Source organism: Pseudomonas sp. SWRI68, assembly GCF_014269165.1.
GTDB classification, from domain to species: domain Bacteria; phylum Pseudomonadota; class Gammaproteobacteria; order Pseudomonadales; family Pseudomonadaceae; genus Aquipseudomonas; species Aquipseudomonas capeferrum.
Genome location: NZ_JABWRU010000007.1, coordinates 26,319 through 51,223, shown reverse-complemented (window position 1 = coordinate 51,223; position 24,905 = coordinate 26,319). Strand labels below are relative to the sequence as shown.

General features: G+C 59.0%; 42 protein-coding genes and 1 pseudogene. 37 read left to right on the top strand and 6 right to left on the bottom strand.

Translation table 11 applies throughout. The annotated features are described in order from the left end of the window. Positions 1-33: 33 nt before the first annotated feature. The 3 genes from HU770_RS12610 to HU770_RS12600 all read right to left on the bottom strand — a co-directional run bounded on the left by HU770_RS12610 (position 34) and on the right by HU770_RS12600 (position 1,665). On the bottom strand, positions 34-405 hold the full coding sequence (locus tag HU770_RS12610; protein WP_186663790.1) for a hypothetical protein: 372 nt from the start codon (positions 403-405) through the stop codon (positions 34-36). A 139-nt stretch (positions 406-544) separates the two neighbouring features. After that, positions 545-832 (bottom strand): hypothetical protein, encoded by a 288-nt coding sequence (locus HU770_RS12605; protein ID WP_186663789.1) that lies wholly within the window; start codon positions 830-832, stop codon positions 545-547. 26 nt (positions 833-858) lie between these two features. Further along, positions 859-1,665, bottom strand: coding sequence for a S24 family peptidase (locus HU770_RS12600; protein WP_186663788.1), 807 nt, complete (start codon positions 1,663-1,665; stop codon positions 859-861). 104 nt (positions 1,666-1,769) lie between these two features. Here HU770_RS12600 and HU770_RS12595 point away from each other — a divergent pair, with 104 nt between their 5' ends. The 15 genes from HU770_RS12595 (at position 1,770) to HU770_RS12525 (ending at position 8,185) form a co-directional block, all read left to right on the top strand. Next, on the top strand, positions 1,770-1,985 hold the full coding sequence (locus HU770_RS12595) for a helix-turn-helix transcriptional regulator (protein WP_121161764.1): 216 nt from the start codon (positions 1,770-1,772) through the stop codon (positions 1,983-1,985). Positions 1,986-2,015: 30 nt separating this feature from the next. Next, positions 2,016-2,204: a hypothetical protein gene (locus HU770_RS12590; protein ID WP_027907665.1), complete on the top strand. Its 189-nt coding sequence runs from the start codon at positions 2,016-2,018 to the stop codon at positions 2,202-2,204. An 18-nt stretch (positions 2,205-2,222) separates the two neighbouring features. Continuing rightward, complete coding sequence (locus HU770_RS12585) at positions 2,223-2,402, top strand: hypothetical protein (protein WP_186663787.1); 180 nt, start codon at positions 2,223-2,225, stop codon at positions 2,400-2,402. A gap of 88 nt (positions 2,403-2,490) precedes the next feature. Next, complete coding sequence (locus tag HU770_RS12580) at positions 2,491-3,345, top strand: Rha family transcriptional regulator (RefSeq protein WP_186663786.1); 855 nt, start codon at positions 2,491-2,493, stop codon at positions 3,343-3,345. After that, a complete protein-coding gene (locus HU770_RS12575; protein WP_238347526.1) occupies positions 3,342-3,728 on the top strand; it encodes a hypothetical protein in 387 nt (128 codons plus the stop codon). Before HU770_RS12580 ends, HU770_RS12575 begins: the two co-directional genes overlap by 4 nt. After that, positions 3,725-4,483, top strand: a complete 759-nt coding sequence (locus HU770_RS12570; protein WP_186663785.1) for a hypothetical protein — start codon at positions 3,725-3,727, stop codon at positions 4,481-4,483. The genes HU770_RS12575 and HU770_RS12570 overlap by 4 nt, the downstream gene beginning before the upstream one ends. Next, positions 4,480-5,205: a replication protein P gene (locus HU770_RS12565; protein ID WP_186663784.1), complete on the top strand. Its 726-nt coding sequence runs from the start codon at positions 4,480-4,482 to the stop codon at positions 5,203-5,205. The genes HU770_RS12570 and HU770_RS12565 overlap by 4 nt, the downstream gene beginning before the upstream one ends. After that, positions 5,205-5,384 carry a hypothetical protein gene (locus HU770_RS12560; protein ID WP_099774150.1) on the top strand — a complete coding sequence of 60 codons (180 nt, stop codon included), beginning with the start codon at positions 5,205-5,207 and terminating at the stop codon, positions 5,382-5,384. Before HU770_RS12565 ends, HU770_RS12560 begins: the two co-directional genes overlap by 1 nt. Beyond that, on the top strand, positions 5,384-5,689 hold the full coding sequence (locus HU770_RS12555; RefSeq protein ID WP_202883869.1) for a hypothetical protein: 306 nt from the start codon (positions 5,384-5,386) through the stop codon (positions 5,687-5,689). The genes HU770_RS12560 and HU770_RS12555 overlap by 1 nt, the downstream gene beginning before the upstream one ends. Beyond that, complete coding sequence (locus HU770_RS12550) at positions 5,686-6,159, top strand: hypothetical protein (protein ID WP_061550565.1); 474 nt, start codon at positions 5,686-5,688, stop codon at positions 6,157-6,159. Before HU770_RS12555 ends, HU770_RS12550 begins: the two co-directional genes overlap by 4 nt. Continuing rightward, on the top strand, positions 6,156-6,626 hold the full coding sequence (locus HU770_RS12545; protein WP_186663783.1) for a hypothetical protein: 471 nt from the start codon (positions 6,156-6,158) through the stop codon (positions 6,624-6,626). Before HU770_RS12550 ends, HU770_RS12545 begins: the two co-directional genes overlap by 4 nt. Continuing rightward, positions 6,623-6,913 (top strand): hypothetical protein, encoded by a 291-nt coding sequence (locus tag HU770_RS12540; protein ID WP_186663782.1) that lies wholly within the window; start codon positions 6,623-6,625, stop codon positions 6,911-6,913. Before HU770_RS12545 ends, HU770_RS12540 begins: the two co-directional genes overlap by 4 nt. After that, on the top strand, positions 6,904-7,500 hold the full coding sequence (locus HU770_RS12535; RefSeq protein WP_186663781.1) for a recombination protein NinG: 597 nt from the start codon (positions 6,904-6,906) through the stop codon (positions 7,498-7,500). The genes HU770_RS12540 and HU770_RS12535 overlap by 10 nt, the downstream gene beginning before the upstream one ends. Further along, a complete protein-coding gene (locus HU770_RS12530) occupies positions 7,497-7,643 on the top strand; it encodes a hypothetical protein (RefSeq protein WP_172828399.1) in 147 nt (48 codons plus the stop codon). Before HU770_RS12535 ends, HU770_RS12530 begins: the two co-directional genes overlap by 4 nt. Continuing rightward, the gene (locus HU770_RS12525; RefSeq protein WP_186663780.1) at positions 7,640-8,185 is read left to right on the top strand and encodes a hypothetical protein; all 546 of its coding nucleotides are present in this window, start codon (positions 7,640-7,642) and stop codon (positions 8,183-8,185) included. The genes HU770_RS12530 and HU770_RS12525 overlap by 4 nt, the downstream gene beginning before the upstream one ends. Positions 8,186-8,814: 629 nt before the next feature. Here HU770_RS12525 and HU770_RS12520 read toward each other — a convergent pair. Together HU770_RS12520 and HU770_RS12515 are read right to left on the bottom strand one after the other, a co-directional pair. Beyond that, positions 8,815-9,240 (bottom strand): type II toxin-antitoxin system HicB family antitoxin, encoded by a 426-nt coding sequence (locus HU770_RS12520; RefSeq protein WP_186663779.1) that lies wholly within the window; start codon positions 9,238-9,240, stop codon positions 8,815-8,817. A gap of 79 nt (positions 9,241-9,319) precedes the next feature. Further along, complete coding sequence (locus tag HU770_RS12515) at positions 9,320-9,502, bottom strand: type II toxin-antitoxin system HicA family toxin (RefSeq protein WP_186663778.1); 183 nt, start codon at positions 9,500-9,502, stop codon at positions 9,320-9,322. Positions 9,503-9,600: 98 nt separating this feature from the next. Here HU770_RS12515 and HU770_RS12510 point away from each other — a divergent pair, with 98 nt between their 5' ends. From HU770_RS12510 to HU770_RS12475, 8 genes are all read left to right on the top strand, one after another. Further along, positions 9,601-9,930: an MFS transporter gene (locus tag HU770_RS12510; protein WP_186663777.1), complete on the top strand. Its 330-nt coding sequence runs from the start codon at positions 9,601-9,603 to the stop codon at positions 9,928-9,930. After that, complete coding sequence (locus HU770_RS12505) at positions 9,927-10,274, top strand: hypothetical protein (RefSeq protein WP_186663776.1); 348 nt, start codon at positions 9,927-9,929, stop codon at positions 10,272-10,274. Before HU770_RS12510 ends, HU770_RS12505 begins: the two co-directional genes overlap by 4 nt. A gap of 470 nt (positions 10,275-10,744) precedes the next feature. Then, complete coding sequence (locus HU770_RS12500; protein ID WP_186663775.1) at positions 10,745-10,918, top strand: Com family DNA-binding transcriptional regulator; 174 nt, start codon at positions 10,745-10,747, stop codon at positions 10,916-10,918. A gap of 114 nt (positions 10,919-11,032) precedes the next feature. After that, positions 11,033-12,178 (top strand): hypothetical protein, encoded by a 1,146-nt coding sequence (locus HU770_RS12495; protein ID WP_186663774.1) that lies wholly within the window; start codon positions 11,033-11,035, stop codon positions 12,176-12,178. A 79-nt stretch (positions 12,179-12,257) separates the two neighbouring features. Then, the gene (locus HU770_RS12490) at positions 12,258-12,629 is read left to right on the top strand and encodes a chemotaxis protein (RefSeq protein ID WP_186663773.1); all 372 of its coding nucleotides are present in this window, start codon (positions 12,258-12,260) and stop codon (positions 12,627-12,629) included. Beyond that, complete coding sequence (locus HU770_RS12485) at positions 12,629-12,964, top strand: hypothetical protein (protein WP_186663772.1); 336 nt, start codon at positions 12,629-12,631, stop codon at positions 12,962-12,964. The genes HU770_RS12490 and HU770_RS12485 overlap by 1 nt, the downstream gene beginning before the upstream one ends. Before the next feature lie 79 nt (positions 12,965-13,043). Next, positions 13,044-13,514, top strand: a complete 471-nt coding sequence (locus HU770_RS12480; RefSeq protein WP_186663771.1) for a lysozyme inhibitor LprI family protein — start codon at positions 13,044-13,046, stop codon at positions 13,512-13,514. A gap of 62 nt (positions 13,515-13,576) precedes the next feature. Continuing rightward, a complete protein-coding gene (locus HU770_RS12475; protein WP_186663770.1) occupies positions 13,577-13,747 on the top strand; it encodes a hypothetical protein in 171 nt (56 codons plus the stop codon). A gap of 6 nt (positions 13,748-13,753) precedes the next feature. Here HU770_RS12475 and HU770_RS12470 read toward each other — a convergent pair whose 3' ends face one another. Further along, entirely contained in the window at positions 13,754-14,239 is a 486-nt protein-coding gene (locus HU770_RS12470; RefSeq protein ID WP_186663769.1) for a GNAT family N-acetyltransferase, read from the bottom strand. Positions 14,240-14,311: 72 nt separating this feature from the next. On the opposite strand from HU770_RS12470, the gene HU770_RS12465 reads away from it, so the two are divergent. From HU770_RS12465 to HU770_RS12400, 14 genes and pseudogenes are all read left to right on the top strand, one after another. Then, positions 14,312-14,920 carry a putative metallopeptidase gene (locus HU770_RS12465; RefSeq protein WP_186663768.1) on the top strand — a complete coding sequence of 203 codons (609 nt, stop codon included), beginning with the start codon at positions 14,312-14,314 and terminating at the stop codon, positions 14,918-14,920. A gap of 31 nt (positions 14,921-14,951) precedes the next feature. Then, positions 14,952-15,428, top strand: a complete 477-nt coding sequence (locus HU770_RS12460; RefSeq protein ID WP_186663767.1) for a DUF2280 domain-containing protein — start codon at positions 14,952-14,954, stop codon at positions 15,426-15,428. Further along, the gene (locus tag HU770_RS12455; protein ID WP_186663766.1) at positions 15,400-16,701 is read left to right on the top strand and encodes a terminase family protein; all 1,302 of its coding nucleotides are present in this window, start codon (positions 15,400-15,402) and stop codon (positions 16,699-16,701) included. Before HU770_RS12460 ends, HU770_RS12455 begins: the two co-directional genes overlap by 29 nt. Positions 16,702-16,709: 8 nt before the next feature. Then, on the top strand, positions 16,710-18,134 hold the full coding sequence (locus tag HU770_RS12450) for a DUF4055 domain-containing protein (protein WP_186663765.1): 1,425 nt from the start codon (positions 16,710-16,712) through the stop codon (positions 18,132-18,134). Beyond that, a pseudogene (locus HU770_RS12445) lies at positions 18,124-19,137 on the top strand (phage head morphogenesis protein); the annotation flags it as partial. The gene HU770_RS12450 and the pseudogene HU770_RS12445, both read left to right, overlap by 11 nt. Before the next feature lie 557 nt (positions 19,138-19,694). Continuing rightward, positions 19,695-19,871, top strand: coding sequence for a hypothetical protein (locus HU770_RS12440; protein WP_156056733.1), 177 nt, complete (start codon positions 19,695-19,697; stop codon positions 19,869-19,871). Positions 19,872-20,042: 171 nt separating this feature from the next. Continuing rightward, the gene (locus HU770_RS12435; RefSeq protein ID WP_186663764.1) at positions 20,043-20,762 is read left to right on the top strand and encodes a hypothetical protein; all 720 of its coding nucleotides are present in this window, start codon (positions 20,043-20,045) and stop codon (positions 20,760-20,762) included. Positions 20,763-20,772: 10 nt separating this feature from the next. Further along, complete coding sequence (locus HU770_RS12430; protein WP_186663763.1) at positions 20,773-21,717, top strand: major capsid protein; 945 nt, start codon at positions 20,773-20,775, stop codon at positions 21,715-21,717. A gap of 47 nt (positions 21,718-21,764) precedes the next feature. Beyond that, the gene (locus tag HU770_RS12425; RefSeq protein ID WP_186663762.1) at positions 21,765-22,349 is read left to right on the top strand and encodes a hypothetical protein; all 585 of its coding nucleotides are present in this window, start codon (positions 21,765-21,767) and stop codon (positions 22,347-22,349) included. Positions 22,350-22,388: 39 nt separating this feature from the next. After that, entirely contained in the window at positions 22,389-22,781 is a 393-nt protein-coding gene (locus tag HU770_RS12420; protein WP_186663761.1) for a protein singed, read from the top strand. Between the two features lie 2 nt (positions 22,782-22,783). Next, entirely contained in the window at positions 22,784-23,170 is a 387-nt protein-coding gene (locus tag HU770_RS12415) for a hypothetical protein (RefSeq protein ID WP_186663760.1), read from the top strand. A 1-nt stretch (position 23,171) separates the two neighbouring features. Then, a complete protein-coding gene (locus HU770_RS12410; protein WP_186663759.1) occupies positions 23,172-23,846 on the top strand; it encodes a hypothetical protein in 675 nt (224 codons plus the stop codon). Next, the gene (locus HU770_RS12405; protein WP_186663758.1) at positions 23,843-24,256 is read left to right on the top strand and encodes a phage tail terminator-like protein; all 414 of its coding nucleotides are present in this window, start codon (positions 23,843-23,845) and stop codon (positions 24,254-24,256) included. The genes HU770_RS12410 and HU770_RS12405 overlap by 4 nt, the downstream gene beginning before the upstream one ends. Positions 24,257-24,360: 104 nt before the next feature. Further along, a complete protein-coding gene (locus HU770_RS12400) occupies positions 24,361-24,885 on the top strand; it encodes a hypothetical protein (protein ID WP_186663757.1) in 525 nt (174 codons plus the stop codon). Positions 24,886-24,905 lie beyond the last annotated feature (20 nt).

Genomic DNA, 24,905 nt, shown 5'->3' with positions numbered 1-24,905 from the left:
TCTCGGCGGGCTTGTTAGTACTGCATTGGAAAGTCACGGAGAAGGCTGGGCCGTCTTCTGCTGAGCTTTGACCTGCTCGAGCAATTGACGTGTCTCAAACGACTGCTGCTTCATCTCTTGGAGTGCTGCTGACGTATCGCGCCCAGAATCAAAATTGGCCACCCCATAAGCCATCACAGCGATAGATATGCCTACTATGGCGATGACTGAAATTACTGAGTTTAGGATGATTGTGCCTTTCAAGCCGCGAACACCAGCTAGATCTTTGTCCAGCAGTTGTAAGCTGTGATCCATTTTGAGCAAGCCATCCGCAACCCGACCCTCAAAGTCCTTGAGGCGAGCATCTGCCTTGAGCTGATGATTCTCAAGGATCGTGTTCAATTCTTCGCGGGAAAGGTCAGCCATCACTGGAGTATTCCTTGAACCTGCTGGATTGTCACCCCTATCCTTTGCATCCGCAGCTGCGGTTAGCCGTCTAACCTTCTCCCACTGAGCTGTCTGGTGGTCAACGTCGTTAAGCTCATCCAGCAGTTGGGATAATTTATCAGTCCGCATTGCTTTGCCCAGATTCGAGGCGCTTCAGGGCGACCAGGAGCTTTTTGACTGATTCTAGGGTGTTTTCCGACTTTTCCTTGATCCGACCTAATGATTTCACCATTGGTCTTACATCGTCGACACGATTTTCCGCCAGAGCACGCTCGGCTAGCATTGATACGATTTCGATCGTCACGTTATCTGTTGCGGTGCAGTGCTCCATGAGGCTGACTATTGATTTAGCAATTTCATCTATAGCCGCGTGGAGGTCCTTGTCCCTGTTGTCTGGATCGGTCATCTAACAACCTCCATCAATCGAGAAATTCATACCAGATGCGCATTCCAGACCAGTAACACCCGGGCCTGGATGTAGGTCATGTCCCGACGTATCAGCCGATCCTTGTGCCTAGTGTTGTCCGAAATCATTTCGAAATGCTCCTCATCAGCCACTTGCAGGCGTTTGATGTAGATGTGGTCATCCCAGTGGAAGAGATAGATACCGTCGCCCACAAACTCGCGGATGTTGATGTTCACGATCAGCGGGTCGCGGTGCTTGATGGTGGGCTCCATCGACTGCCCCCAGCCTGTGACCATCTTCAGGTGGTAGTGCTCTTCGAACTCAACGCCCAATTCGCGAAGGTGGCTTGGGCTGACCCGCACATCCTTGAGCATCTCGGGGAAGTCATGGGCGATTTCGCCGCCACCCATTGCAGCCCGGACATCGTAGTGGGCAATCCACACCTCATCGCCGATGAGGCCTGGGCGCTGGAATTCGGCAGCAATCACATTTGAAGGCGCCGGCTCTTCGGCAGCTGCGAGCAGCCTCTTGCGAGCCTCCTCAGGGATACCTTTGCCACTCTTGGCGAGCATCTGCTTGACCAGGTCGGCAGTGCTTCTCGGCTGAGTGCTTGGGGTCTCTGGGGGCGGAGAGTTCAGCAGCAGTTCGGATTGATCTACGCCCAGAGCGGAAGCAATAGAGGCGATGTCGGCCAGCGTAGGCTCCCGAGTGCCGGCTTCATAGTTCCCAACGCGCGACTGCGATTTCCAGCCGCAGGCATCTGCGAGCTGCGCCTGTGACATCCCGGTCGCTTTTCTCAAGCGCTTAATGCGCTGACTCAGTGATTCATTCATGCGCGGGATTTCATCACGAAATGAAATACCCGGCTTTCACTTATTGTGATTGCATTTAACACGATACGTGTTTTATCCTTCGGTCATCAATGGAGGAAAACCGTATGAACCAAGTCCGAACGATTCGCGAAAGGGCTGGCGTTACCCAGGCAGCGCTGCGACGTCAGCTCGGCTGGAACCAGTCCAGGCTGGCCAACTACGAATCCGGTCTGAGGAATCCAGGCCTCCAAGAGGCACGCCAGATCGTAGAAGCGCTGAACAAGCTTGGCGCCTTGTGCGCGCTGGATGATGCGTTTCCCCCGGCTAGAGCAGCCGCCTAACAACTTCCAATAGCAAGGAGCAATCCCCGCATGTACGCCAACCGCAATCACCTGCACGACCGAGAAATCAAGGTCCGGGTCGATGAGGACACGTTTGAACTGATTCAGGCGCTGGCCAAGTTTCATCGCACTCAGCGCGCTGTGCTCTGCCGCGAGCTGCTGGAGGCTCAGCTGGCCGCCTTGGCTTCGGAGAATACCGGCGATCAGCACGTGGCCTGAAGGCCCCTAGGAGGCCCCATGCCGATTGAAGAAGTCGGATTGGACCAGGGACAGATGGAACAGCTGGAGCGAGAAGCGGCGAAACGGGGTGTAAGCCCCGAGGCCCTCGCAGCTGAGCTGATCCGTAAAGAACTGGCCAACCGAACAAAGCCTCGCAATCCGCGAGGTGTCGTGACCCCGTTTCATCGAAAGGCCTGAGCAGGCCCTGATAAGCCCGAATTACGGGCACAAAAAAGCCGGGGGTGAAGGCCCGGCTCTCTGCAATACAAAACTCTGTAGGGGAATTATGCATATGCAGACCCAAAGTGTACAGGCCCTCAACCGGCCCGCGCCACAAAATGCGAACCACGATTTCGTGGCGCGAACTCCAATAGTGGCCATCGTCGACGGTGAGGCGGTGACCACCACCGGCACCATCGCTCACGAAACCGGCAATGAGCACGCCAGCGTGATTGCCTTGGTTCGCAAGTACCAGGCCGACTTCAGCGAGTTTGGAGGGGTGCGATTCCAAATCGAACCCTTCGAGACCGCAGGCGGTATGCAGTCCCGCGAAATTGCGCTGATGAACGAGCAGCAGGCGACCTTGTTGCTGACCTACATGCGCAACACGGCCATCGTCCGTGAGTTCAAAAAACGCTTGGTCAAGGAATTCTGGCGCCTCGCCAAGGCAGCCCCGCCGGCGCCCACCGACCTCCGCAAGCTGGAAATCCTCCAGATGGCCTTGGAGTCCGAGAAGGCCCGCGTGCTGCTTACCGTCCAGGTCGAGGCCCAGGCCAAAAAGATCGAGCACCTCGAAAACCTGTTCAAGGAAGGAATGACTCCGGCCCAGTTCTGCAAGGGCCTCAATGGGGTCAACGTGATGCAGGTGAACGCCTTCCTCAAGGCCAGGAACTGGCTTTTCACCGAGGGAAGCAGTGGCACCCGGTACCGCGTTGCTGCGTACGCCCGCGACAAGTACATGACCGAGCATCAGCACGAAGTCGCCCCGCAGGGCAAAGAGCCGTTCATTGCCTTCACGCCTGTGCTGCTGCGCAAGGGCGCCGTGCGCCTGTACGAGCTGTACCTGGCCGGTCATCTGCCCATGAAGAAGAACTGGGACGGCCTGCACACCCACGACAAGGCCGTGCGGGGTGCGGCATGAAGGCCTATCCGCTGGATATCGAATCGGTAGGGGAAGACACCTACATCGTCATGAGTCGCGGCCATCACGATCTGGAATTGTTCATGGCCGAGGCCGTCAAGGAGCGTCCGCGCTGGTGCCTGGGCGGCCCTGAGCACGTATGGGTCAAGACGGTTCCGGGGCGTGGCACCTACGCCAGTTTCTATCACATCGTTCCGAAAGGCACTCGCGGGGCCTGGCCAGCCACCTATTGCCACGAGTATGGCGAAGGCTACGAGCGTTACAACGAACGATCCTGCGACCAGTGCAAAGGGGAGGGGCGCCTTGGCGGGCCCGCGCCCGATCAAGGCGGCGGGAAGAACTGCCAAGCCTGCGGCGGCACAGGGCTCGAGGTCAAGCCATGAGCATCATTCGTGCGCCTCGCCCTGAGGCCAATTTCTACATGCTCAATAAATCGATCAGCGAGGACGGGCGCCTGAGCTGGGCTGCCCGCGGGCTGCTGGTCTTCCTGCTCGGCAAGCCTGATCACTGGGCTGTGTCGGTAGCCCACCTGCGCAACGAGACCGCAAAGTCCGCAAAACCGACCGGTCGTGACGGCGTGTACGGCCTGCTGCAAGAGCTAATCACCGCCGGCTACGTCGAGCGCCGCCAGGAACGTGGCGAGTCCGGTTTGCTGGGCGAAACCCACTACGTCGTCTCGGAAACACCGCTTCCGGCTTTGCCGTATCCGGTTGAACCGCTTCCGGCTCAGCCGTATCCGGCAAATCCGACACTAGTAAGTATTGAAGGTAAGCAAGGACTGAAGGGAGTAAGGACTGACTCTCGCGAAAGCGAGTTGGTCGACTTCGAACGGTTTTGGTCGCTCTACCCGCGCAAGGTGAGCAAAGCCGACGCCAAGAAGGCTTGGGCGAAGATCAAGGTCACCGCTGATCTGTTCGACCTGATGGCCGCCTCGCTGGCTGCCTGGACCGTTTCCGCCGACTGGACCAAGGACGGCGGCCAGTTCATCCCGCACGCATCCACCTGGCTGAACGGCAAGCGCTGGGAGGACGAACTGCCTCAGCCAGCAGCTGCGAGCCAGCCCGCAACCCGTCGCCAAAACAATGAGCCCGACTTCGACGACACCGAGTGGGCTCGAAACCTGATGGTGCGCACATGAAATCAGCCAACCAGCTGATGGCTGCCATGCAGAACCGTCCGCCGGAGCTTCATGGTGGGCCGGTGGTGGTCTCGATCGAAACCGCCGAAGTGGTCAACGACCTGTTCCGCCGCCTGCGCGGGATCTTCCCGGCTTGGCGCCAAGCGTGGCCATCCACCGAGGCCCTGGCCGCTGCCAAGGAGGAGTGGATCAAGGAGTTCGCCTCCGAGGGCATCCGCACGCTCGAGCAGATCGAGTTCGGCATCGAGAAGTGCCGCAAGCTCAAGAAGCCTTTCGCGCCGAGCGTTGGCGAGTTCATCGCCATGTGCCAGCCGATGCCTGAGGACTTCGGCATGCCGGCCCCGGCCGACGCCTGGATTGAGGCGCTTATGGGCCTGTACAGCCACGATGGCGTGAAGATCGCCGCGGTGGCCACCGGCCTGTTCGACCTGCGCTCTGCCCAGCAAGGCGACAAGGGCCTGCAAGCACGCTTCGACCGGGCTTACCAGATCGTGCTGCGCCGCGCTCAGGACGGTCAGCCACTGGACGGCAAGATCGCGACCGGCATCGGCCACGACAGCCAGAAGAGCGCTGCCGAGCTTGCCGAAGAGCATGCAAGGCAGAAGCAGGCCCGCCTGCTGGCGGTACAGCAGATCCCGTCCGGCGCCGCCGCGTGCCGTGCGCACCTGCTGGCCAAGTTGAACATCAAGCGCGCCGGGCAGCCGGCCGGGGAGGGGGTGTGATGGCGGACGCAATCATGATCTACGGGTGGATTCACACCACCTTCTTCGGTTTTTTGGTCGGCCTAGCGGCTGAAAACGCAAAGGGCTGGCAGCACTACCTGTTCCTGTGGGTTCTGTCACTTGGATGGCCCGTCATCGTTGCCTGGAAACTGCTGTGCAAGCGCAAGGAGAAGCACTGATGGACACCAACAAGATGACTGCATCCAAAGCGCGCGACATTGCCCGCGCCAAAGACCCAGCTTTTGCCGTGGATACCATCCTGGCCGGAGTTGCCAAGGCGGCCGAGGCCGGCAAGTACGAATACACCATCCGCGATTACGGATTCGGCACCAGCTGCTACTGCAGCGAGAAGGACTACCCGGAGCTGTGCAAGGCCATCCTCAAGGAGCTGCGCGCCTTGGGCTATCGCTGCACCGTGCAGGCCGTAGAGCGTCAGTTCGTGGATATGTGGCTTGAGGTTCGCTGGGATGAGGTGGCGCCATGAGCTACCTGATCTCTCATCAAACCCAGCCGACCCACAACACCTGTTTCTCGACCTGCCTGGCGATGATCAAAGCCGAGCCAGCTGGCGTAGTGGTTGCTCAGCTGCACGAGCGCTACTTCGCCGGGGATATGAGCACCCGTGAGGCGCTGGAACAGCAGGCGATTCCATTCGAGTCCTTCGACACTGCTGACTTGCCCGCGTTTGACCGCGATGGCGCTTACCTGGTCGGCGTGCCTTCACTGAACTGGGAGGGTGGCATGCACCAGATCATCGTTGAGTGCCTCGACGGAATGATGGTTGTGCACGACCCGGCCATGGGGCGGCCTGGCTGCAAGTACTACGTGGCAGCTGTTCGAGAGGGGGCAGTCAGTGAGGTAAAGCTGAACGGCTTCGTCATTGACGCATTTGTTGACCGCGCATACCTGCTGGAGCGTTACGCATTCAAGCTGGGCAAGGGAGAGGCGGCATGACAGAGAAGATCAGCGTCAACAGCCAGGCCAAGCTGTCCGAGGCCGTGACCATGCTCACCCGCATGTTTCGCGACAAGAAGTTCGTCGTGGTGAGCATGCGCCCCGGCAAGGACCGCACCCTGGACCAGAACGCCCTGTGGTTCGCCATGTACGACCGCATCGCCAAGAGCACCGAGATGGGTGACATCGAGGACGTTCGCCGTTACTGCAAGCTGCACCTGGGCGTGCCGATCATGCGCTCCGGCTGCGACGAGTTCCGCACCGGCTGGGCTGAGTCGTTCATCCACTTGGATTACGACGTAAAGCTTCGTTTGATGGGCCCTTGCGCCATGTTCGGGCCGGATGGCTTCCCGGTCACCCGCCTATTTGATCGTGCGCAGGGTTGTCAGTACACCGACCGGATCGTGGCCGAGTTCGCGCCGAAGGGGGTGTTCTTTGGTGACCTGCTGAGCGAGGAGGCTGCATGAGCCATCAATTCAAGCCGGGCGATCTGGCGCTTGTCACCAACCACACGTACCCGCCAGCCATCGGCCTGTGCGTAGAGCTAGTTTCTCGGCACCTTGTCGGCCCGGTCGATCGTCGTGACCCAATGGACCCTGGCGTCTATGAGCAGGGAGAGGGTTACCCGGTGTGGGTGGTTGCAGAAATTGAAGGCGAGTCGGACTGCATCGTTTGGGAAAAATGGATCATGCCCCTGCGCGGTGACTTCGCCCCCGAGCAGCAGAAAGCCAAGGAGGCCGAGCCGTGCGCGTAGCTGAGATCAAACCGAAGAAGTGCAAGGCACCAGGTTGCGGCCAGCGCTTCAAGCCGTCCATGTCCACGCAGAAGGTGTGCAGCATCACCTGCGCGCTGGCCATGTCGAAGGATTCGAAGGCGCAGAAGGTCGCGGCCAGGGCCATCACCAAGCAGGCCCGCCAGGAGCTCCAGGAGCGCCGGGAGAAGCTGAAGACGAAAGGTGACCACCTGCGGGAAGCTCAGCAGGCGTTCAACGCGTATATCCGCGAGCGGGACCGTTTGGCGGGGTATCGCTGCATCTCCAGCGGGCGACCGCTCGACTGGAACGGCAACGCGGTCGACGCTGGCCACTATCGCAGCACAGGTGCCGCGCCACACCTCCGCTTCGACGAGAACAATTGCCACGCCCAAAGTAAGCACGACAACCGATACCTGTCCGGGAACGTGGCGGACTACCGGATCGGACTCATCAAGCGCATCGGCCTGGAAGCTGTAGAGACCCTGGAAAGGGACCAATCAGCCCGGCGCTACACCATCGAAGACCTGCAGGCCATCAAGGCCCTGTACAGGCAGAAGCTCAAAGACCTGCGGAGGGCTGCAGCATGACACCAGCATGGGGATTCCTGATTTTGGCCACCCTCATGGTGGTGGGTGGTGTGGCGTTGTCCTGGGCGGGCGCAGTGCGCCGCAAGCGCAGCTACGAAGAATTCATTTTGAGCAAGGCCAAACGGGCAGGGGGTGGACAATGAACTATCAGAACGTGTTATCAGCAGTAGTCCGGGCCCTGGCCGCCGAGACGATCAACAGTGCGGGTGGGTGCGACTACGAGCCGAAGGTTCAGGCCACCAAGCAGAAGGGCGCTATCGTGGGCAAGGAGGCCGCATTCCTCTTCGACTGCATGGTGTTCAGCCGACTGCACAAAAACCTCAGCAGCGAGCACTGGCGGCATCTGGTGGCGAAGTATTCGACCCACGTCGACCGCAAGCACGCAGCGATCGAGGAAATCACGCGTACGCATCGCTCGCCTGCACCGCAGCGATTCCGCCACTGCGCCATCCTGACCTGGGCCATGCCAAAGCTGCCAGGCGTGGACGGGAAGCGCAGTACCAGCGTCCTGCCAGCCGCCTGGTACGAGATGGACAACTGGAGCAATGAGCCACACCCGATCAAGACTCAGGAGCGCTGGAGGCGCGATATCCGCAAGGCTCTGGAGCGCGAGGTAGACGCCGCCCTGGTCGAGGCCCAGCACATTCTCGACCATGAAGGCCTTTTGGTGGCAAATGTCGCTTGACGGCGAGTGAGCCAATGAGCCAATATGCGCCCATCCTGTCATTCCTGCGCGTTTAGGAGTGACCAATAGCTTCGGGGGAAGACTGGTTCGATTCCAGTGGCTATGCCGGCTTTCCGGATGGCGGGTTTGTTTGCTCTGGCTGTAGCAGTTTCTGCAGTTCCTCAAATAGATTCGCTGATCGCAGCAGTTACGTCTGCGAAGGAGGTTAGCTTTATGATGAAAGACGTCTTGGATTTGCTGGTTACACCGGTTTCTCAAGGTTTGTCCGCCGTCTGGTATAGCTGCGTTGCTGCTGGTGCAATTCCTCTTTCCACACGAGCCTGAGCGGCTCACCCAAACCCGGCCAGGCGCCGGGTTTTTATTGCCCGAATAGGGCCTCAAGAGTCCCGGCCACGCGCCGGGATTTTTGTTCCAGCAAGAAACGCAACTGCAGCCAGGGCAGGCCCTAGCGGGACAGCCTGGACACTGCTAGCCGGTAGTGTGGTGTACGGAAAAACACCGGCAGCCCGCGCATCCACTCCCTCACTATGCAGGTGGATGGCGCGAGACTGGACCGGCGAGACTGGTGCATCAGGGTGCCAGCGCTGGAATGGTCTTCGGCGGACAGGTGGGGAAAGACCCACGCAAATTCAGGCCGGCTCGACAGACACCACCAGGCGTTTGCCGAGCGCGGCCAGGGCGCTTTCCAGAGCCTCCAACTTCGTGCCATGCATGAAGTCAACGAGCCGGTCACCCTGGCTCTGGCTTACGCCGAGCAGGCGACACAGATCAGCCTTGCGCATGCCTTTCTCAACCATCGAGTTCCACAGTTCGATTTTTGCCACTGTGAGTGCGGACAGCGCTACTACTGGCTGACCCTCTTCAGGTGCTGGCGCTCTAGGGATTGCTCGACGTTGATCCACGTAAATCGAAAGTGCGGCAGGCATCAGGATGCCGGCCTCTGCCAAGGCTTCGCCCAGGTCATCCCCGGCGGCGTTGAACTCCGGGATGGTGTCGCAGGTAAGCGCAACACCTGGGGTGTCTTCGGTGTGCACTGTTACCGGGTAGTCAAACATTTCTAGCCCTCCCTCGGGCGGCTCTCTGAGTGATGTTCGCCAGGCGAGGCGATGAATCGGCTTAAACGGTGGTAGGGGCTCATTTGAGCCCCAGTTGCTTGATGATTCCTTTCCGGGTTCCTTCTTTCATTTCCTTTGCACCGTGATCCGGAAAGATCGTTTGTTTGCCTTCGAAGTAGATTTTGAAATGGCTCGTTCCGTTTAACGATTCGAACCTTACTCCTCTGGCTTTAAGCCACCGTTTGAACTCGTTGTAACTCATCACCTCGCCTCGTTGTTGTGTGAGTTCAGTATACAGCAAATTTGCTGTGTGCATAGCAAATTTGGGATATTTATTTCGTGCCGCCCGGAGTCGAGTGCATGGAGAGTTTTCATCGCCTGCTCGACAGGCTTGATCTGCTGATTGCAGGCCTATTCGGGGTCATAGTCGCCAGTTGGTGGCACAAAGACGACCTGACCGACTGGCGCGCATGGATGATCTTCCTGATCACCGGCGTGGCATGCGCGCTTTACCTGACGGGGATGGTCAGTTCATATCTGGGCGTCACCGAGCCGAATACTGTCGCTGGTGTTGGCTTCCTGCTCGGCACTTTCGGCGGCTCCCTACTTGCCGCCATCAACCGGGCAATCAAAGCCGCTGACCTTTGGGCGCTCATCCGCCAGAGGTTCGGGGGAGGCAACCAGCCATGAACCTTGAAACCATCAACACCATCGCCTGCGGCCTGATCGCCTTCTGGGCAACCTGGTGCGTGCTGAGCGGCAGGGTGCGCGACGGGGTGATCGGAAAGCTGATCTATTCAGCGATCGCTATCAGCGGGTTTGTCGTGACGGCCCGCAACCAAAGCCTGTTCTTCGGCCAGACCACTGCGGTGCTCACCATGCACGCCACATTGGCTATGGCTGGGGTGCGGCATATTTTTATGGTCACCTGGTGGCCGCGCGTGCAGGTGTGGCTCTGTCACGCCTTGCGCTGCGAGCAGTGCCTGAAGGATTGCCAGTACGGACCGGGCGGCATCGAGCGGCGCAAGCCATAGCCCGCGCCACAAAATCGAGATGCGCTGTTTCGTGGTGCAGGAGAGAAGGCGTCGCCGAGGAGTGCAACGCCCGAATATCACTTCTTGCCCAACGCAGCCTGAATCTGATCAGTATATTTGGGCAGGGACGCCCTGAGCCTGGTGGCAGCCGCGATCTATGGCGCAGGACCGCTTGAAGCCCTATTGTGCTCCCGGGCTACTGGTGACCTAGATTTGCCCGCTGTTAGAGCTTTGCGAGGGCAAGCTCTTCAACCAACCGGCCAAGGGGCCGGTTTTTAGTGCCCGCAGAAAAGCAAAAGCCCCGACTAGTTCGGGGCTTTGTCATTTGTGTAGCGAGAAAAAGAGAGGGCGACTCCAAAAGGTGCAGCAACACCCAAGGGAGACGCCAGATCGCAGACTGTACCTGCAAGCCAGCCAAGGCCCTCACTGCTCGCGCGAGCGGGGCGGAGCCTAGCAGAAAAATTAAGGCTTTGCAGATGCTTAGAGACATTCGTTGCGGAAAATGCAACCGGCTTCTCGCCCGGGCGGGTGGGATCTACCAACTTCAAATCAAATGCGCCCGATGTGGGGTTCTGAACCAAGTAAGGTTCGCACGCCAGGATCAGCTTCCCTCACCTTCGGAGTTGACGGTAGCGCAGAAATAGATGCTGCGAGAGTCAATCGAACCTAGAAAGCCTTGAGCTTCAAGCTTATTGCCTAAGAGCGACAAGAGAGCGACTCCGATCGCCTTTCTTATTAATTGCTAAAGGAAATGAGACATGGCATTTACTATGATTCCGCTGAAAAATGAAGATGAGAACTTTTGTGGTGCTGAGTTTTCGGCCACGGCAGGATCTGCAGCCTATGAGGCTGGATCCGGGTTTCAGAATCTAACCTTCAATGCTTTTGGTGATGAAAGTTACCCTAGCATGGTGATGGGGGCGGGGATGGTCGGAAATGGTAGTGCAACTACCATGATTAATATTGACTCGGGCGTTTCAGTTAGTTTCACCATTAGCGAGGCTTATAATGTTGAAAATCCAGCGCGCAGTAATGCGATGGTGGCTGCTGTGTTTTTGAGTGACGGCCAGCCAATGTTTACAAAGTCTTACTTTCTCAAGGAATCTGACTTAGACGGTAACTGGGTAGACACCAAGGAAACTGGCGTATACGTTGGCGGTGGGTTCTCAATCAGCATGCCGAATCGCATGGCTAGTCCGTATTTAGCAACTTTTCAGTATACTGATGTACATACCGTAAAAATCAAGGTGGCAGTCTCCCTCGCTCCAGGCGGGGCCGGTAGTATCAATGCGACAGCGAAGGTGGATTTTCCTGAGGAGGACAAAGCTGCAGGCTTCACCACGCGGGAGCGTCGTGCCATTGACGAATCAATGAGAACCAATGAAGGCAATACTGATCATATGTACCTTGATTCACTGGGTAATGTAACGGTTGGGGTGGGGTTTATGCTGCCGAGTGAAAGTGCGGCTGCTGAGTATCCGTTCCTTAATTCCGATAACGGTCCGGCTACTATTGATCAAAAGCAATCCGAGTGGCGCAATATTCACTCGTCTCCTAGAAATTACGTAGCTGGGTGGTACAAAAGTCGCACAAGCCTTCATCTCACCAGCGAGTTTGTAGATTTCAAGCTTGGTGCTCTAGTTGATAGCAGCTTTAGCGGCTTGAGTCGGTTATTTCCAGAAATTGATAAATATCCAGGGGCTGCGCGCGTTGCTCTTCAAGATATGATTTATAACGTGGGTGAAGGTGGGCTAGGCGACGGTTTTCCTCGTCTCATGGAGGCCGTACGCGATCAAGACTGGCTAACCGCAGCGACTGAGTCTCATCGAAATATACGAGACGAAAGTCGCAACAATGCTATTCGAGATCTATTTCTGAATGCGGCTGGCAGTGGAGACTTTTGAGTTTTCAGCCTCTAGGTAGCTCGGCTGTCAGATAATCATAGGCCGCATCTCAGCGGCCTTTTCTGTCCTGGGGTAACCAATGGACCCGACCGACCTTGTTCCAGGCACGGCCACCTGGCTGGGTGGAACGGGCACAGTATTGGTGAGTGGCTTTCTTTGGCTGCGCAAGTGGCTTTCCAGGGACGCTACCGATCGGGCAATGGATACCGCAGATATCGGCATGGTCCGGCGCCTGAATGAACTGCTCGACATCGAGCGTGAGGCCCGGCAAGAAGCCGAGGCCCGTGCTGACCAGTTCGCCAAGGAGCGGAACGATCTGGTGGCGACGGTCGGGCGCTTGGAGGGGAAGATAGAAGCCCTGACCAGTCAGGTTGGCCAACTCAATGAGCGCGTAGCAGCGCAGAGCGATGAGATCGCCGGTCTGCGCGGCAAGCTGGGAGTTGCTTCCTGATGGACAGATGCGCAGTTGAGTTCATCGCCCGCCGCTGGTGCCTCCGGGCAGAGGTCTGGATCATCGCCGCGCTGCTGGTCGCCGGCGGGGCAGTACTGGGATGGCAGTCTGCCTCCTGGGCTATGGCCAGCACCCAAGCTAATCAGGTGAAGCAGATCCGCGAAGCCTATGACGCTGCCTTGGCTGAGCGCGACCAGCGCTTGGATGAACTGACCCGGAAGGCGGAGAACGCCGCGACCAAGGCGTCAAAAGCCGCAACGACCGCCAACCAGGCCGCCGACAAGGCTGATGAGGCTCTGAATCGGCTGTCACCGCAGTCACGACACAAGGGCTAAAGCCATCAGTATGTAGCGTGCGGTTTGGTTTTTTGACATCATGGAGTTCAAGAAGTATCCACCTCAAGGAGTGAGGCCTGTGAAGAGTTTTATTTTAGCAATCAGTCTTGGATCATTGCTGGTAATTGGTCCGTCCAACGCTGATGTCGGGCGTGAGGAAGCACTAGACCAGGGGGTGCGCCAGTTTGCCTCGAAGGTTGAGGCTGAGTGGCAACAGTGCTTGAAAAATCCGAACACGCGTACGACGAAAGATAGCGATCTGTGCCTGTTATCGATGGTGGAGGCGGCTAATGAAAGTGTTACGCAAAAGTACCAGAAAAAATTGGTGACCGCGCAGCATATGGCTGAGCATCCTGACAGCTTTGCAACATATGAGACGGTTCCGGTCCTTCTTCAGGAATCCCAGGAACTGTGGAAGCAGTATGTCCAAACTGACTGCGACAGAGTTTACGCAGAGAGAGCAGCCGGTACCGCTCGCTCTGGCTATTCCCTCTTATGCCAATACAAACATGCGCTTCAGCGCCTTCGTGCGCTTGATGGGTGGTACTAATCCACTTGAGCTTCTGGCGGTCAAAATAATGGGGCGTTAGTAGCGTTCCTCGAAGATCCAGCATGAGCAACGTGACGCGACTGCGCCACGTCTTGCCGCTTCCGGCCGACGTGGTGGCCGCTACCAGCGCGTCAGGCACGGCGCATATCAAGGCGATTGATACTCAGGGGCTGCTCGTCGCTATCCTGCACGGGCATGCACATGCCGAGACGCACAGGATGGTCGCCAGGTAAAAAAGGTTACGAGATTTTTGCGCTAGTGCTTGCCAGGAGTCGATAGCGTGCGAAGGGCGTACCGTCGATATCAACGTCTCCGTCGTGAACAAAACCTAGGCGAAGTACACCTTTGATACGAGTTCTGGTTGGTGGGAGCAGTATGGTAATCGAGTCCAGGCCCAACTCTTGGAAAGCGCGCCGCACTATTTCATCGAAAATTACTCTACCCAGCCCCCAGTAATCTGGGTGAAGCACTAAAGCAAGATCAGCGTCACCGTCTTCATGCTGCAGGCCACCCCAGCCGGCGAATTCATCTTCCACGAAAAAAGCCCAGGGACCGTATCCATTAAGAGCCCATTGGGCCTCTTTTTGAGCGACCCATGCCTTGCACTTGCTTTCGTCAAAGTCGGGACGCCCCAAGGGCATTTGGCGTAAGACATCTGGATTATTGTTGAGCGCGATGATGTCCTCGGTGGAAACGTCGCTGAGGTGCCTGAAATGAAGCTGCATGATTGGCCTTTCGGGTTAGCTGATCTCAACCAATACCTTCAACGCGCCACCATTTCAAGGTGCAGGTGATCTATGAGCAGACCAATGCCGCCGGCTGACCTGCTCGAATCACTGTGGCTAACCCTACGCCCGGCCACCGGTGTTTGGGATTGGATACAGAGCGAGATCCTCGCCGACATCGGCAGCATTCACAACCCAGATCACGCCCACCTGATAGACGCCAACATCGGTGTCCTGTGGGCGTCGAGCGGATTCGGTAAGCAGGGGCGGGTGGTGCTTGGCCAGGCCGAGCAGCTGATGTTCCGCGCTGGCGGATGGCAGAAGGCACGGCAAGAGCAGCAGATGCGCGACTGGTTCGGCGAAGAGCCTGAGTTCCTGATTACCCTTGCCGCTGACTACTGCGCCCAATGCACCGAGGCCGAGTTCTGCGCTCTGGTCGAGCACGAGCTCTATCACATCGGCCACAAGCTCGATAAGTACGGCGCCCCGGCGTTCGGTGATGACGGAATGCCCAAGCTTGAGATGCGTGGGCACGACGTCGAAGAGTTCGTCGGAGTGGTGCGCCGGTATGGCCCAAGCCACGACGTACAGCAGCTGATCGACGCTGCAAGCCGGCCGCCTGAGGTGGCCAAGATCAACATTTCGAGGGCCTGCGGAACCTGTCTGCTCAAGTCGGCTTGATTCTGGACAGGCTCTGGACGGATGAAAGCCTATGGCAGCCCTCAGCAATGACGTGAAGGCCTTTATCGTTCAGGCCTTGGCGTGCTTCGACACGCCTTCACAGGTGGTAGAGGCCGTCCAGAAAGAATTCAGCATCACCGTGACCCGCCAGCAGGTGGAGACACACGACCCCACGAAGTACTCCGGCAAGGGCCTGGCCAAGCGCTGGGTGACGTTGTTCGAAGACACTCGGACGAGATTCCGCGAAGAGACAGCGGAGATCCCCATCGCGAACCGGGCCTACCGGCTCCGTACACTGGGCAGGCTGGCCGAGAAGGTTGAGGGCATGCGTAACTACGGGCTGACCCTCCAAATCCTTGAGCAGGCCGCCAAAGAGGTCGGCGACGTGTACGTGAATCGCCAGACCAAGAACGAAAACCCCCACGACAACGTGCCGCCAACCCGTGTGCAGGTCGACGTGGTGGACGCGAGGAAGCCTGATGCCGTCGTTGAACGTTCCACAGGCTAACTTCCTGCGGATGGAGAACAAGTTCCGTGGCTTCGTGGCCGGGTTCGGCTCAGGCAAGACCTGGGTAGGTTGCGCGGCACTGTGCAAGCACGTATGGGAGTGGCCACGGATCGACTCCGGCTACTTCGCCCCGACGTACCCGCAGATCCGCGACATCTTCTTCCCGACGATCGAGGAAGTGGCCTTCGATTGGGGCCTGAAGGTCAAGACGAAGGAGAGCGACAAGGAGGTCGAATTCTACAGCGGCGGCCAGTACCGCAGCACGACCATCTGCCGATCGATGGAGAAGCCGCAGACCATCGTCGGCTTCAAGATCGGGCACGCCCTGGTCGATGAGCTCGATGTTCTGCCCGCGCTGAAGGCTGAGCACGCCTGGCGCAAGATCATTGCCCGGATGCGCTACAACGTGCCCGGGTTGAAGAACGGCGTGGACGTGACCACGACCCCTGAGGGGTTCAAGTTCGTCTATCAGCAGTTCGTGAAGCAACTGCGCGAGAAGCCAGCGCTGCAGGGCATGTATGGCCTGGTGCAGGCCAGTACGTTCGACAACGAGCTGAACCTGCCCCCGGACTACATCCCGTCGCTGATGGAGTCGTACCCGGCCCAGTTGATCTTGGCCTACCTGAACGGCCAGTTCGTCAACCTCAACGCCGGGTCGATCTATCACGCCTACGACCGCAAGCTGAACTCCTGCTTCGACACGGTCGAAGCGGGCGAGCCGCTTTTCATCGGCATGGACTTCAACGTCGGCAAGATGGCGGCTATCACGCACGTGAAGCGGCCAGACGGCAAACCAAGGGCAGTGGATGAGCTGATCGATGGCTTCGATACCCCGGACATGATCCGGCGCATCAAGGAGCGCTACTGGCGGCACAACGGCAGAGATTACGAGAAGACCTGCGAGATCAGGATCTATCCCGACGCCTCTGGCGGGTCGCGCAAGTCGGTTAATGCCAGCGAGACGGACATCGCTATCCTGCGCCAGGCAGGCTTTTCCGTGATCGCGCCAGACGCCAACCCGCCAGTGAAAGACCGTATCAACGCCATGAACGCGATGTTCTGCAATGCGAATGGCGAACGCCGCTACCTGATCAACCCGCTGCGATGCCCGACCTATGCAGACGGCCTGGAGCAGCAGGTGTGGGCGCCCAATGGCGAGCCTGACAAGAAATCCGGCGTGGACCACGCGAACGACGCGGGGGGCTACTTCATCCACCACGACTACCCGATCAGCAGGCCGGTCACTCACGTTCCAATCTCGTTCACTTTCTGAGGCCATCCATGCCTAATTTCCACCCCCGGGCAGAGTACTCGGAGGCCTTGCCCGGCTGGCAGCTGGTCAAGCGCTGCGTGGCTGGCGCCCGCGAGGTGCGCAAGCACGATATCTACCTGCCGATGCCGGACCCGGAGAACAAATCTCCCGAGAACCTGGCGCGGTACAAACAGTACAAGAAGCGGGCGATGTTCCTGAACATCACCGGGCGCACGCGCACCGGCCTGCTGGGTGCGGTGTTTCGCAAGACTGCAGAGCTGGAGTTGCCCGCCGGGGTCGAGTACCTCAAGGAGAACGCCAGCGGTGACGGCACCAGCCTGGAGCAGCTGTCCAAGGACGCCGTGGGTGAATGCCTGGACGCTGGCCGGGGCGGGTTCCTCGTTGACTTCCCTGCGGTTGAGGGCGTGTCCTCAATGGCTGACATGCAGGGCCGCAGCGCGCTGATTCACCACTACGGCGCCGAGTCGATCATCGACTGGGACGAGCAGGTGGTCGATGGCGTGAAACGCCTGGTCTATGTCTGCCTGTTGGAGTGCGTGTCCGTGTTCAGCCCGGACAGCCTGGAGCGCACAACGAGCACCCAATATCGCGTGCTGCTGCTGGTTGATGGCCGCTACGTCCAGCGCGTCTACGCCGAAGACGGCAACAGCTACAGCGAGGTCGCGCCGCTCGACAAGAATGGCCGCCCCTTCGATCACATCCTGTTCAGCTTCTACGGCGCCCAGAACAACGACGCCAGCGTCGACAAGTCGCCTTTGGAAGACCTGGCTGACGTCAACATCCTGCACTACGGCAACAGCGCCACGGTGGAGGAGAGCGGCTTCATCAGCAGCCAGCCGACGCTGTTCATCACGACCGACATCACCGCCGACGAGTTCGCCAAGGTGAACCCGAACGGCATGCACATCGGCTCGACGCGGGGTTACAACCTGGGTAAGTCCGGTGATGCAAAGCTTGTCCAGGCAACCGAAAGCCAACTGGCCCGCACGCTGATGAAGGACAAGGAAGAACAGATGCTGATGATCGGCGCGCGCATCGTCCAGAAGGCGGGTGGCGCCGAGACTGCTGAGGCCGTGCGCATCCGCTACAGCTCGGACAACAGTGTCCTGGGCACCATTGCTGGCAACGTGTCCGAGGCCCTGAAGCGGGCCATCCTCGACGCCGAGCGCTTCATGCTGGGTGAGCCGGACGAGGCCGGTACCGTCTTCTGGCTCAACCAATCGTTCTTCGACGAGACGATGACTGCCCAGGACATCTTGGCGCAGATCCAGCTTTGGCAGCAGGGCTTCATCGCCAAGAAGGATGTGCGGGTCAACCTGCGCCAGGGCGGCGTGCTTGAAGCAGACCGCACTGACGAGCTGATCGACGAGGACTTGGCCCAGCAACCGCCGGTGATCGGCAACGACACCGGAGAGGGCGGCGATGAGCAGTGACGGCTACCTGTCCGACGCGGCGACTCGCCACCAGGTGCACGTGCAGCGCTATGCCGGGGGAAGCCTCAAGCGCCTGGCCAAGTTCATCACCAAGGCCATCAGCACCGCCAAATCGCGCGTATCAGAAGGATTGAGCCGGTACGGCACCCAGCGGTACGAGAAGCAGATCAAAGAGCTACAGGGCGAGCTAGCGGGCGTATACGGCGATATGAAACAGCAGGCCGTGCTCGACCTGACCGAATTCGGCGGCTACGAGGCCGAGTTCAACATGACCCTGCTGGGCAAGGTCGTGAATGCGGTCGTCCAGCTGAACAGGCCGAGCATCGAGCAGGTCGCCGCGGCTGCACTGGCTAATCCACTCGACCTGGAGGTCGGCAAAGGCCGCCAGCGCATCAGCATCAACGGCGCGCTCGACCAATACGGCACCAAGAAGAGCGCTGAGATCATCAGCGAGATCCGCATGGGTTCCGCGCTGGGCGAGACGTCCGGACAGATCAGTCGCCGCTTGACCTCATTGGGCGTCCAGCAACGCGATCAGGCGCAGGCCCTCGTCAACACCATGACCAACCACATCGCCACCACGGCGCGCGTGGAAGTGCTCAAGGACAACGACGATATCCTCAAAGGGATGCGCCGGATCGCCACCCTGGATAGCCGCACAACGCTGTTCTGCATGAGCATCGACCAGACGATCATTCCGCTGGGTGGGCCTAAGCCGCCGTATCACTGGCGGTGCCGGACCACGCTCATCCCGGTGCTGAAAGACGAGTTCGCCCGCGAAATCCCCGGCTCCACCAGGCCGGCTATTGGCCCGAATGGCGTCGAGCAGGTGAGCAGCAAGACCAGCTACGGCGAATGGCTGGCGCGGCAGCCTCCATCGTTCCAAAAGGACGTGCTCGGCCCGGCCCGCTATGAGTTGTTTAGCAAGGGCGAGCTGACGCTGGACAAGTTCGTAGACGACAACGGAAAGACGCTCACCCTACAGCAGCTGCGGCAACGCGAAGCGGTTACCTTCAGGCAACCGACCGGCGAGTTCACTGTGTATGACATTGGTTATCCCATCAGAAAACCGGATGTCTCCACGCCTGCGCGGCGTGCCGCAGTCGAGATCGAAAATCGGATTCGTGGGGACGCACTGGAAACGGGGGCGTTCATTGGTGACGACGGCTCGATCCTGCTTCAGCGCCAGGGCCAGCCTGATCGTGTTGGCTTCCCAGAGAGCGAGTTTGGCAAGCTGAGGGGGACGACATTCACGCACAATCACCCGGGCAATAGCCCGTTCTCGATTGAGGATGTTGAGCTGGCATCCTACATTGGTCTTCATGAGCTGCGAGCTGTTGGCCCAACCCTGCGCTATACCATGGTTGCTGAAAAGGGATGGCCAAGTGGCGAGGTCGTCGACAAGCTGTCAGACCAGGTCGAGCAAGAAGCCATCAAACGTGTGTATGATTTGGTCAATCGAGGCGAGCTTGAACGCGAGCACACTCAGTCAGAAGCTGAACACCAGTTCTGGAGTATTCTGAGCGGTAGGGTGGGTTTGAAATACAGTCGGGAGCGATCATGACGACCAACGAAAAAAGCGCGAAGGAGTTGATTCAAGAGGCTCGGCGTGAGCATCAGGCAAATCTTGCCCAAGGCGTTGGCGTTTTTGACGGCGGAAAAGCCTGGAAAGAATTCAGCAAGAAAATGGCAGATGCAGTACTGCAAAAGCTCGAAGACGACTTCGACAAACCCTGAGCTGCAGACATCAACGAAAGCCCTGGCATCCGCCGGGGCTTTTTCGTTATGAGCTGCCGCGCCACAAAACGCTGCCTCGTTGAACGTGGCGCGCAATTCCAAGGCCTCGCCCAGTGCGGGGCTTTTTTATGCCCGCAGGCAGGGCCTGCACCAAGTCTCTGGGAGACAGCAATGACCTTGAAATTCCAACTGGACAGCCTCGAAGGCGTCGAAGAATCCATCCAGAGCCTGTACGTCGAGAAAGACGGCAAGTTCATCCTTGGCATCGAAGGCTTGCCGCAGCAGGAAGACGTCTCCGGCCTAAAGGCCAAGGTGGACGAGCTGCTCGGCGAGAAGAAGGCGGCCGAGAAGGCGCGCAAAGAGGCTGAGGAAGCCGCTCGTCTTGAGCGCGAAGAGGCGGCCCGGAAGTCGGGCAACGTGGAAGAGCTCGAGAAGTCCTGGTCCGAGAAGTACGCCCGCCGCGAAGCAGAGCTGACCGGCCAGCTCGAAAGTACCAACAGCACCCTGCTGGGCCAGATCCGGGACCTGACGGTGGGCCGCACGGCTACCGAGCTGGCTACCACTCTCGCTGTCCCAGGCACAGCAAAGGCATTGCTCCCCCACATCGAACGCCGGCTGAGCGTCGAGCAGCGCGACGGTAAACCCACCGTTGTCGTGCTGGACGCCGCCGGCAAGCTCTCCGCAGCGACGCTGGATGAGCTGAAAGCAGAATTCACCAACGATCCGGCCTTCGCGCCGCTTATCGCAGGTAGCAAGGCATCTGGCGGCGGGGCCGGCGGTGCTGGAAAAGGCGGCGGGGCCGCACAGAAACGCTCCGAAATGACCTCTGTCCAGAAGCGCGAGTACATCGAAGCGCACGGACAAGAGGCATACCTCAAATTGCCAAAATAGGAAGTAGCAGATGCCTACCACCCTCAACTCGGACATGATCATCTATAACGATCTTGCCCAAACTGCCTATCTGGAGCGCCTGCAAGACGTTCTGGAGGTGTTCAACGCCTCGTCAGGTGGCGCGCTGATTCTGCGCAACGAACTGATCGAGGGCGACCTACGCAAGCGTTCGTTCTACAAGATCGGTGGCACTCTGGGTCACCGTAACGTGAACTCCGACGCCGCTGTAACCGGCATCAAGATCGGTGCTGATGAAGCGGTCGGCGTCAAAACCCCTTGGAAGTACGGTCCATACGAGACCACTGAGGAAGCCTTCAAGCGTCGTGCGCGAAGCCCGGAAGAGTTCTCCATGTTGGTTGGCCAGGACATGGCCGACGCCGCCCTGGACTACTACATCCAAACTGCCTTCGCGTCCCTGGGCGCTGCCATTGGCGCAAACGCCAACATGGTTGCCAGTGGCTCCTTCGCGGTCGACCACAAGAAGGTGCTGACCAAGGGCATGCGCAAGTTCGGCGATCGCTTCAACCGCATCGCTCTCTTCGCCATGGACTCCGCAACCTACTTCGACTTGGTTGATGACGCCATCGATCAGAAGATCTACGAAGAGGCGGGCGTGGTCATCTACGGCGGCTCGCCTGGCACGATGGGCAAACCGGTCCTCGTCTCTGACAAAGTCACCGAAGAGCGAATCTTCGGCCTTCAGGTGGGCGCCGTTTCGGTAACTGAATCCCAGGCCCCTGGCGTGCGCTCTTACCCGGTGAACAACCAGGAAAACTTGGCAATCGGCTATCGCGCGGAAGGCGCTTTCAACGTCGACATCATGGGGTACTCCTGGAAGGACACTGCGGGCGTAAACCCCAATCTCGCAGCCCTCGGCGCGGGCGCGAACTGGCGCAAGCATGCGACCAGCGATAAGGCTACTGCCGGTGTCCTGATCGACCTGTCCGCGCCTTAATCGGCTACTGCAAAGGCGGGCCCGAGGGCCTGCCTTGGAGACAATCCATGGAATTGATTTACACAACCCAGCGTGACGGTTTCGAGCAAGGCCGGACCTATCGCAACCCACGACATTTTGATCAGACCGAACATGGCGTCGAATCGGTTGTGGTGATCGGCCATTGGCCCAAGGTGGTCAATGCATACGAAGCCGCTGGCGCTGATGTGTCAGTAGTTGAGGTACCGAGACGTGTGGCTCTTGTCGAAGGTCCAGATCGTGTCGAGTTCGATAGTTTGGTCGCCGAGCTTGGGTCCATCGGCGTGATCGTCGACTCGTTCGCCGAGCAGAACCTGGAGCGCCCGCAAGGCGAACTTGGCGAAACCGCAGGCCGCTTGTTCCAGGTTCTGGAAGCGGTCAATGCCGGAATCGCCAGCCTGCAGCGCGAACGCGACGGCGAAGTCCAGAAGGTAATCGACCTGGAGCAGGAAAAGGCCGACCTGATTAAGCAGATCGAATCCCTGAAGGCTGCGGCTGCCGATCCTGAGGTCGAGTCGCTGAAGGCTGCACTGGACAAGGCCGGCGTCACCTACCGCGCCAACGCCTCGAAAGAGTCGCTGCAGAAGCAGGTCGCCGAGCTCAACCAGCAGTAACACCGGGGCTGCGGCCCCAATCATTCAAGCGGAGGCCTGATGGCTACCTACACCACCGTGGCCGACGTGGATGCCATCCTCGGGGCTGGCTGGGCGCCTGACGCCGACAAGGAAGAAGCGGTCTTCGAGGCGAATGCCTACCTGACGTCGCTCAACCTGGTCGGCATCGACATGGCCGATATCCCTGACGACGTGAAGCAGGCCGGCGCTAGGCTGTCCAAGTGCGCCTCCCAAGGGAAGCTATACGTGCAGCAGACTGAGGGTTCGCTCGAAGCCAAGACGGTCAAGGCAGACTCGGTGTCGACCAGCAAGAGCTTTGGCTCAATCGACAAGACCAGCACGGCAGCCCAACCGGCCTCCGTGCAGTTGGCTCTGGCTCTGCTCAAGCCTTGGCGCAGCAATCCATTCGCCTTCGCAGTGAAACGGGGGTAACTATGGGGCTGCGCGACGATATCCAGGCCGACCTTGCCGAGGCCTTCGACGATGATCTGGCTGATGCTGTGCGGCTGGTCGCCGGCATTCGCACGGTGAAGGGGGGATACGACCCAGGCTTAGGTGGTGCTGCCCCGGCCTCGACCATTCAATACTCTGGTCGCGGAGTTTTCGGAACCTACTTGGCCAAGGAGATCGACGGGTCACGCATCCAGACTGAGGATGTGAAGCTGCTGGTCCTGCAAAGCGAACTTTTTGAGCAGCAGGCGGGCGTTGTTGGGAAAACTCCGGCAGCTCCCAAGATCGGCGATCAGATCAGTGGTTATCGGGCGCTAAACGTATCTGAGGACCCTGCTAGCGCTACTTGGACAATCCAGCTGAGGAAGTGATATGGCGCGCGGCTCGCATATGGCTCAACGGTACGGGGGGCTTGAAGGTGGTTTTGCCGACAGCATTCGAGCATTTACGGAGCAAGCCCAGCATGCGTTGGACTCTACCTTCAGAGCGATCGTGATCGAGATCGGTAGCAGTGTCATCCTGATGTCCCCGGTAGGTAATCCAGAGCTATGGGCAGCCAACGTGGCCCACCGTGCCAAGGCTAATAAGGCCGCAGAGGACTACGACTTTAAGGTGGCGGTCCGCAATACGCTGATCAACTTGAATCAGGACAACTTCACGAAGGCCGGTAGGCTGCGCAGGGGCGTCAAGTACGCCAAGCCGCTGACCAAGACCGAGCTCGAGCAGAACTTCGCTGTGAACGGGCTGGTGGTCGGGAAGGGTTATGTGGGGGGTCGATTCCGGGGCAATTGGCAGTTCTCCATCGATTCTCCGGCGGCTGAAGAGCTCGACCGCATCGACCCGTCGGGCAGTCAAGCTATTGCCGAGCTCATAGGCCAGGTTCAGGCCCTGACCATCGGTCAGACGGCCTACATCGTGAACAACTTGCCTTATGCCATCCCGCTGGAATACGGGCATTCATCGCAGGCCCCGGCTGGCATGGTCCGGGTAACGCTCGCGAACTTCCAGCGCATTGTTGACGAAGCCATCAGGAACAACCGTGTATGAGCCAAGCAAAGGCACGCCAGGCCATCGAGATCAAGCTGATGGCATGGGCCGCGGCAAGGCCAATCAGGGTAGCGAACTTCGAGCAGGAGTTTGAAGCTCTGCCAGCTGAGACATACCTGCGGGCATTTCAGCTGCCCGGCGCTACTACATGCCGGTACTTGGGCGGGGACGCCTACGAGTACGCCGGCGTCTACCAGGTGAGCATCATCTGCCCGGCGGGCCAGGCGCTGGCGACAGCAGAGTCCCTGGTAGAGGAACTCACCGGGTTGTTCCGCGTCGACTCCCCAGTCAGCCGCGATGGCTTCGAGGGCCTGATCACCGAGCCGGTAGAGCAGGGCCCAACTATCACCGAGTCGGCGACCTACACGGTTCCGGCCAGCTTCACCTACCGCGGTGTCGCGGACCAGTAATACCAGATCACCTTTCAGGCTACAGCTAGGGGGCACCCGAAAGCGCCTTCCCTGGGGCGTTGCTGTGGCCGATCTATTTCCAGGGCTATTGCAGGGGATACATCATGGACAAATTGATTGTCGGCGACATCGAGTTGAGCGTAATTGATCACGGCGGACAGCCTTGCTTAACGCTTGCGGAGATTGCCACCGCGCTCTATGGGAAAGGGGGTGATCAAAGTGATGCACCCTTTGAGCGTGGCATTCGTCAGCTCAATACACTCTATCGGCGTCATGCTGACGAGTTTACGCCAACCATGACCGGCATGATCAAGATGCAAACCCGGGGTGGCGAGCAAGACGTGCGGGTATTCAGTCTCCGTGGTGCTCACTTGCTTGGCATGTTCGCCCGTACAGATTGGGCCAAGTCCTTCCGGCGCAAAGTGCTCGATGTGCTGGATGAGCATGCGCGCCAAGGGCAATCGCTCGGTGCCGAATTCCAAAAGACGCTACTCGAGTACAGCGGTAAGCAGGCGGTCGCCAGCCTTTGCGGAAAAGGCCTTCGCCAATGGCAGCGACAAAAGCCGCCGCTTGAAGCAAGGCTGAGTGACTTGGCGTCGCAGTTGCAGCCATCACTTCCACTTCACTGACACCAACCCTGACGAACGAA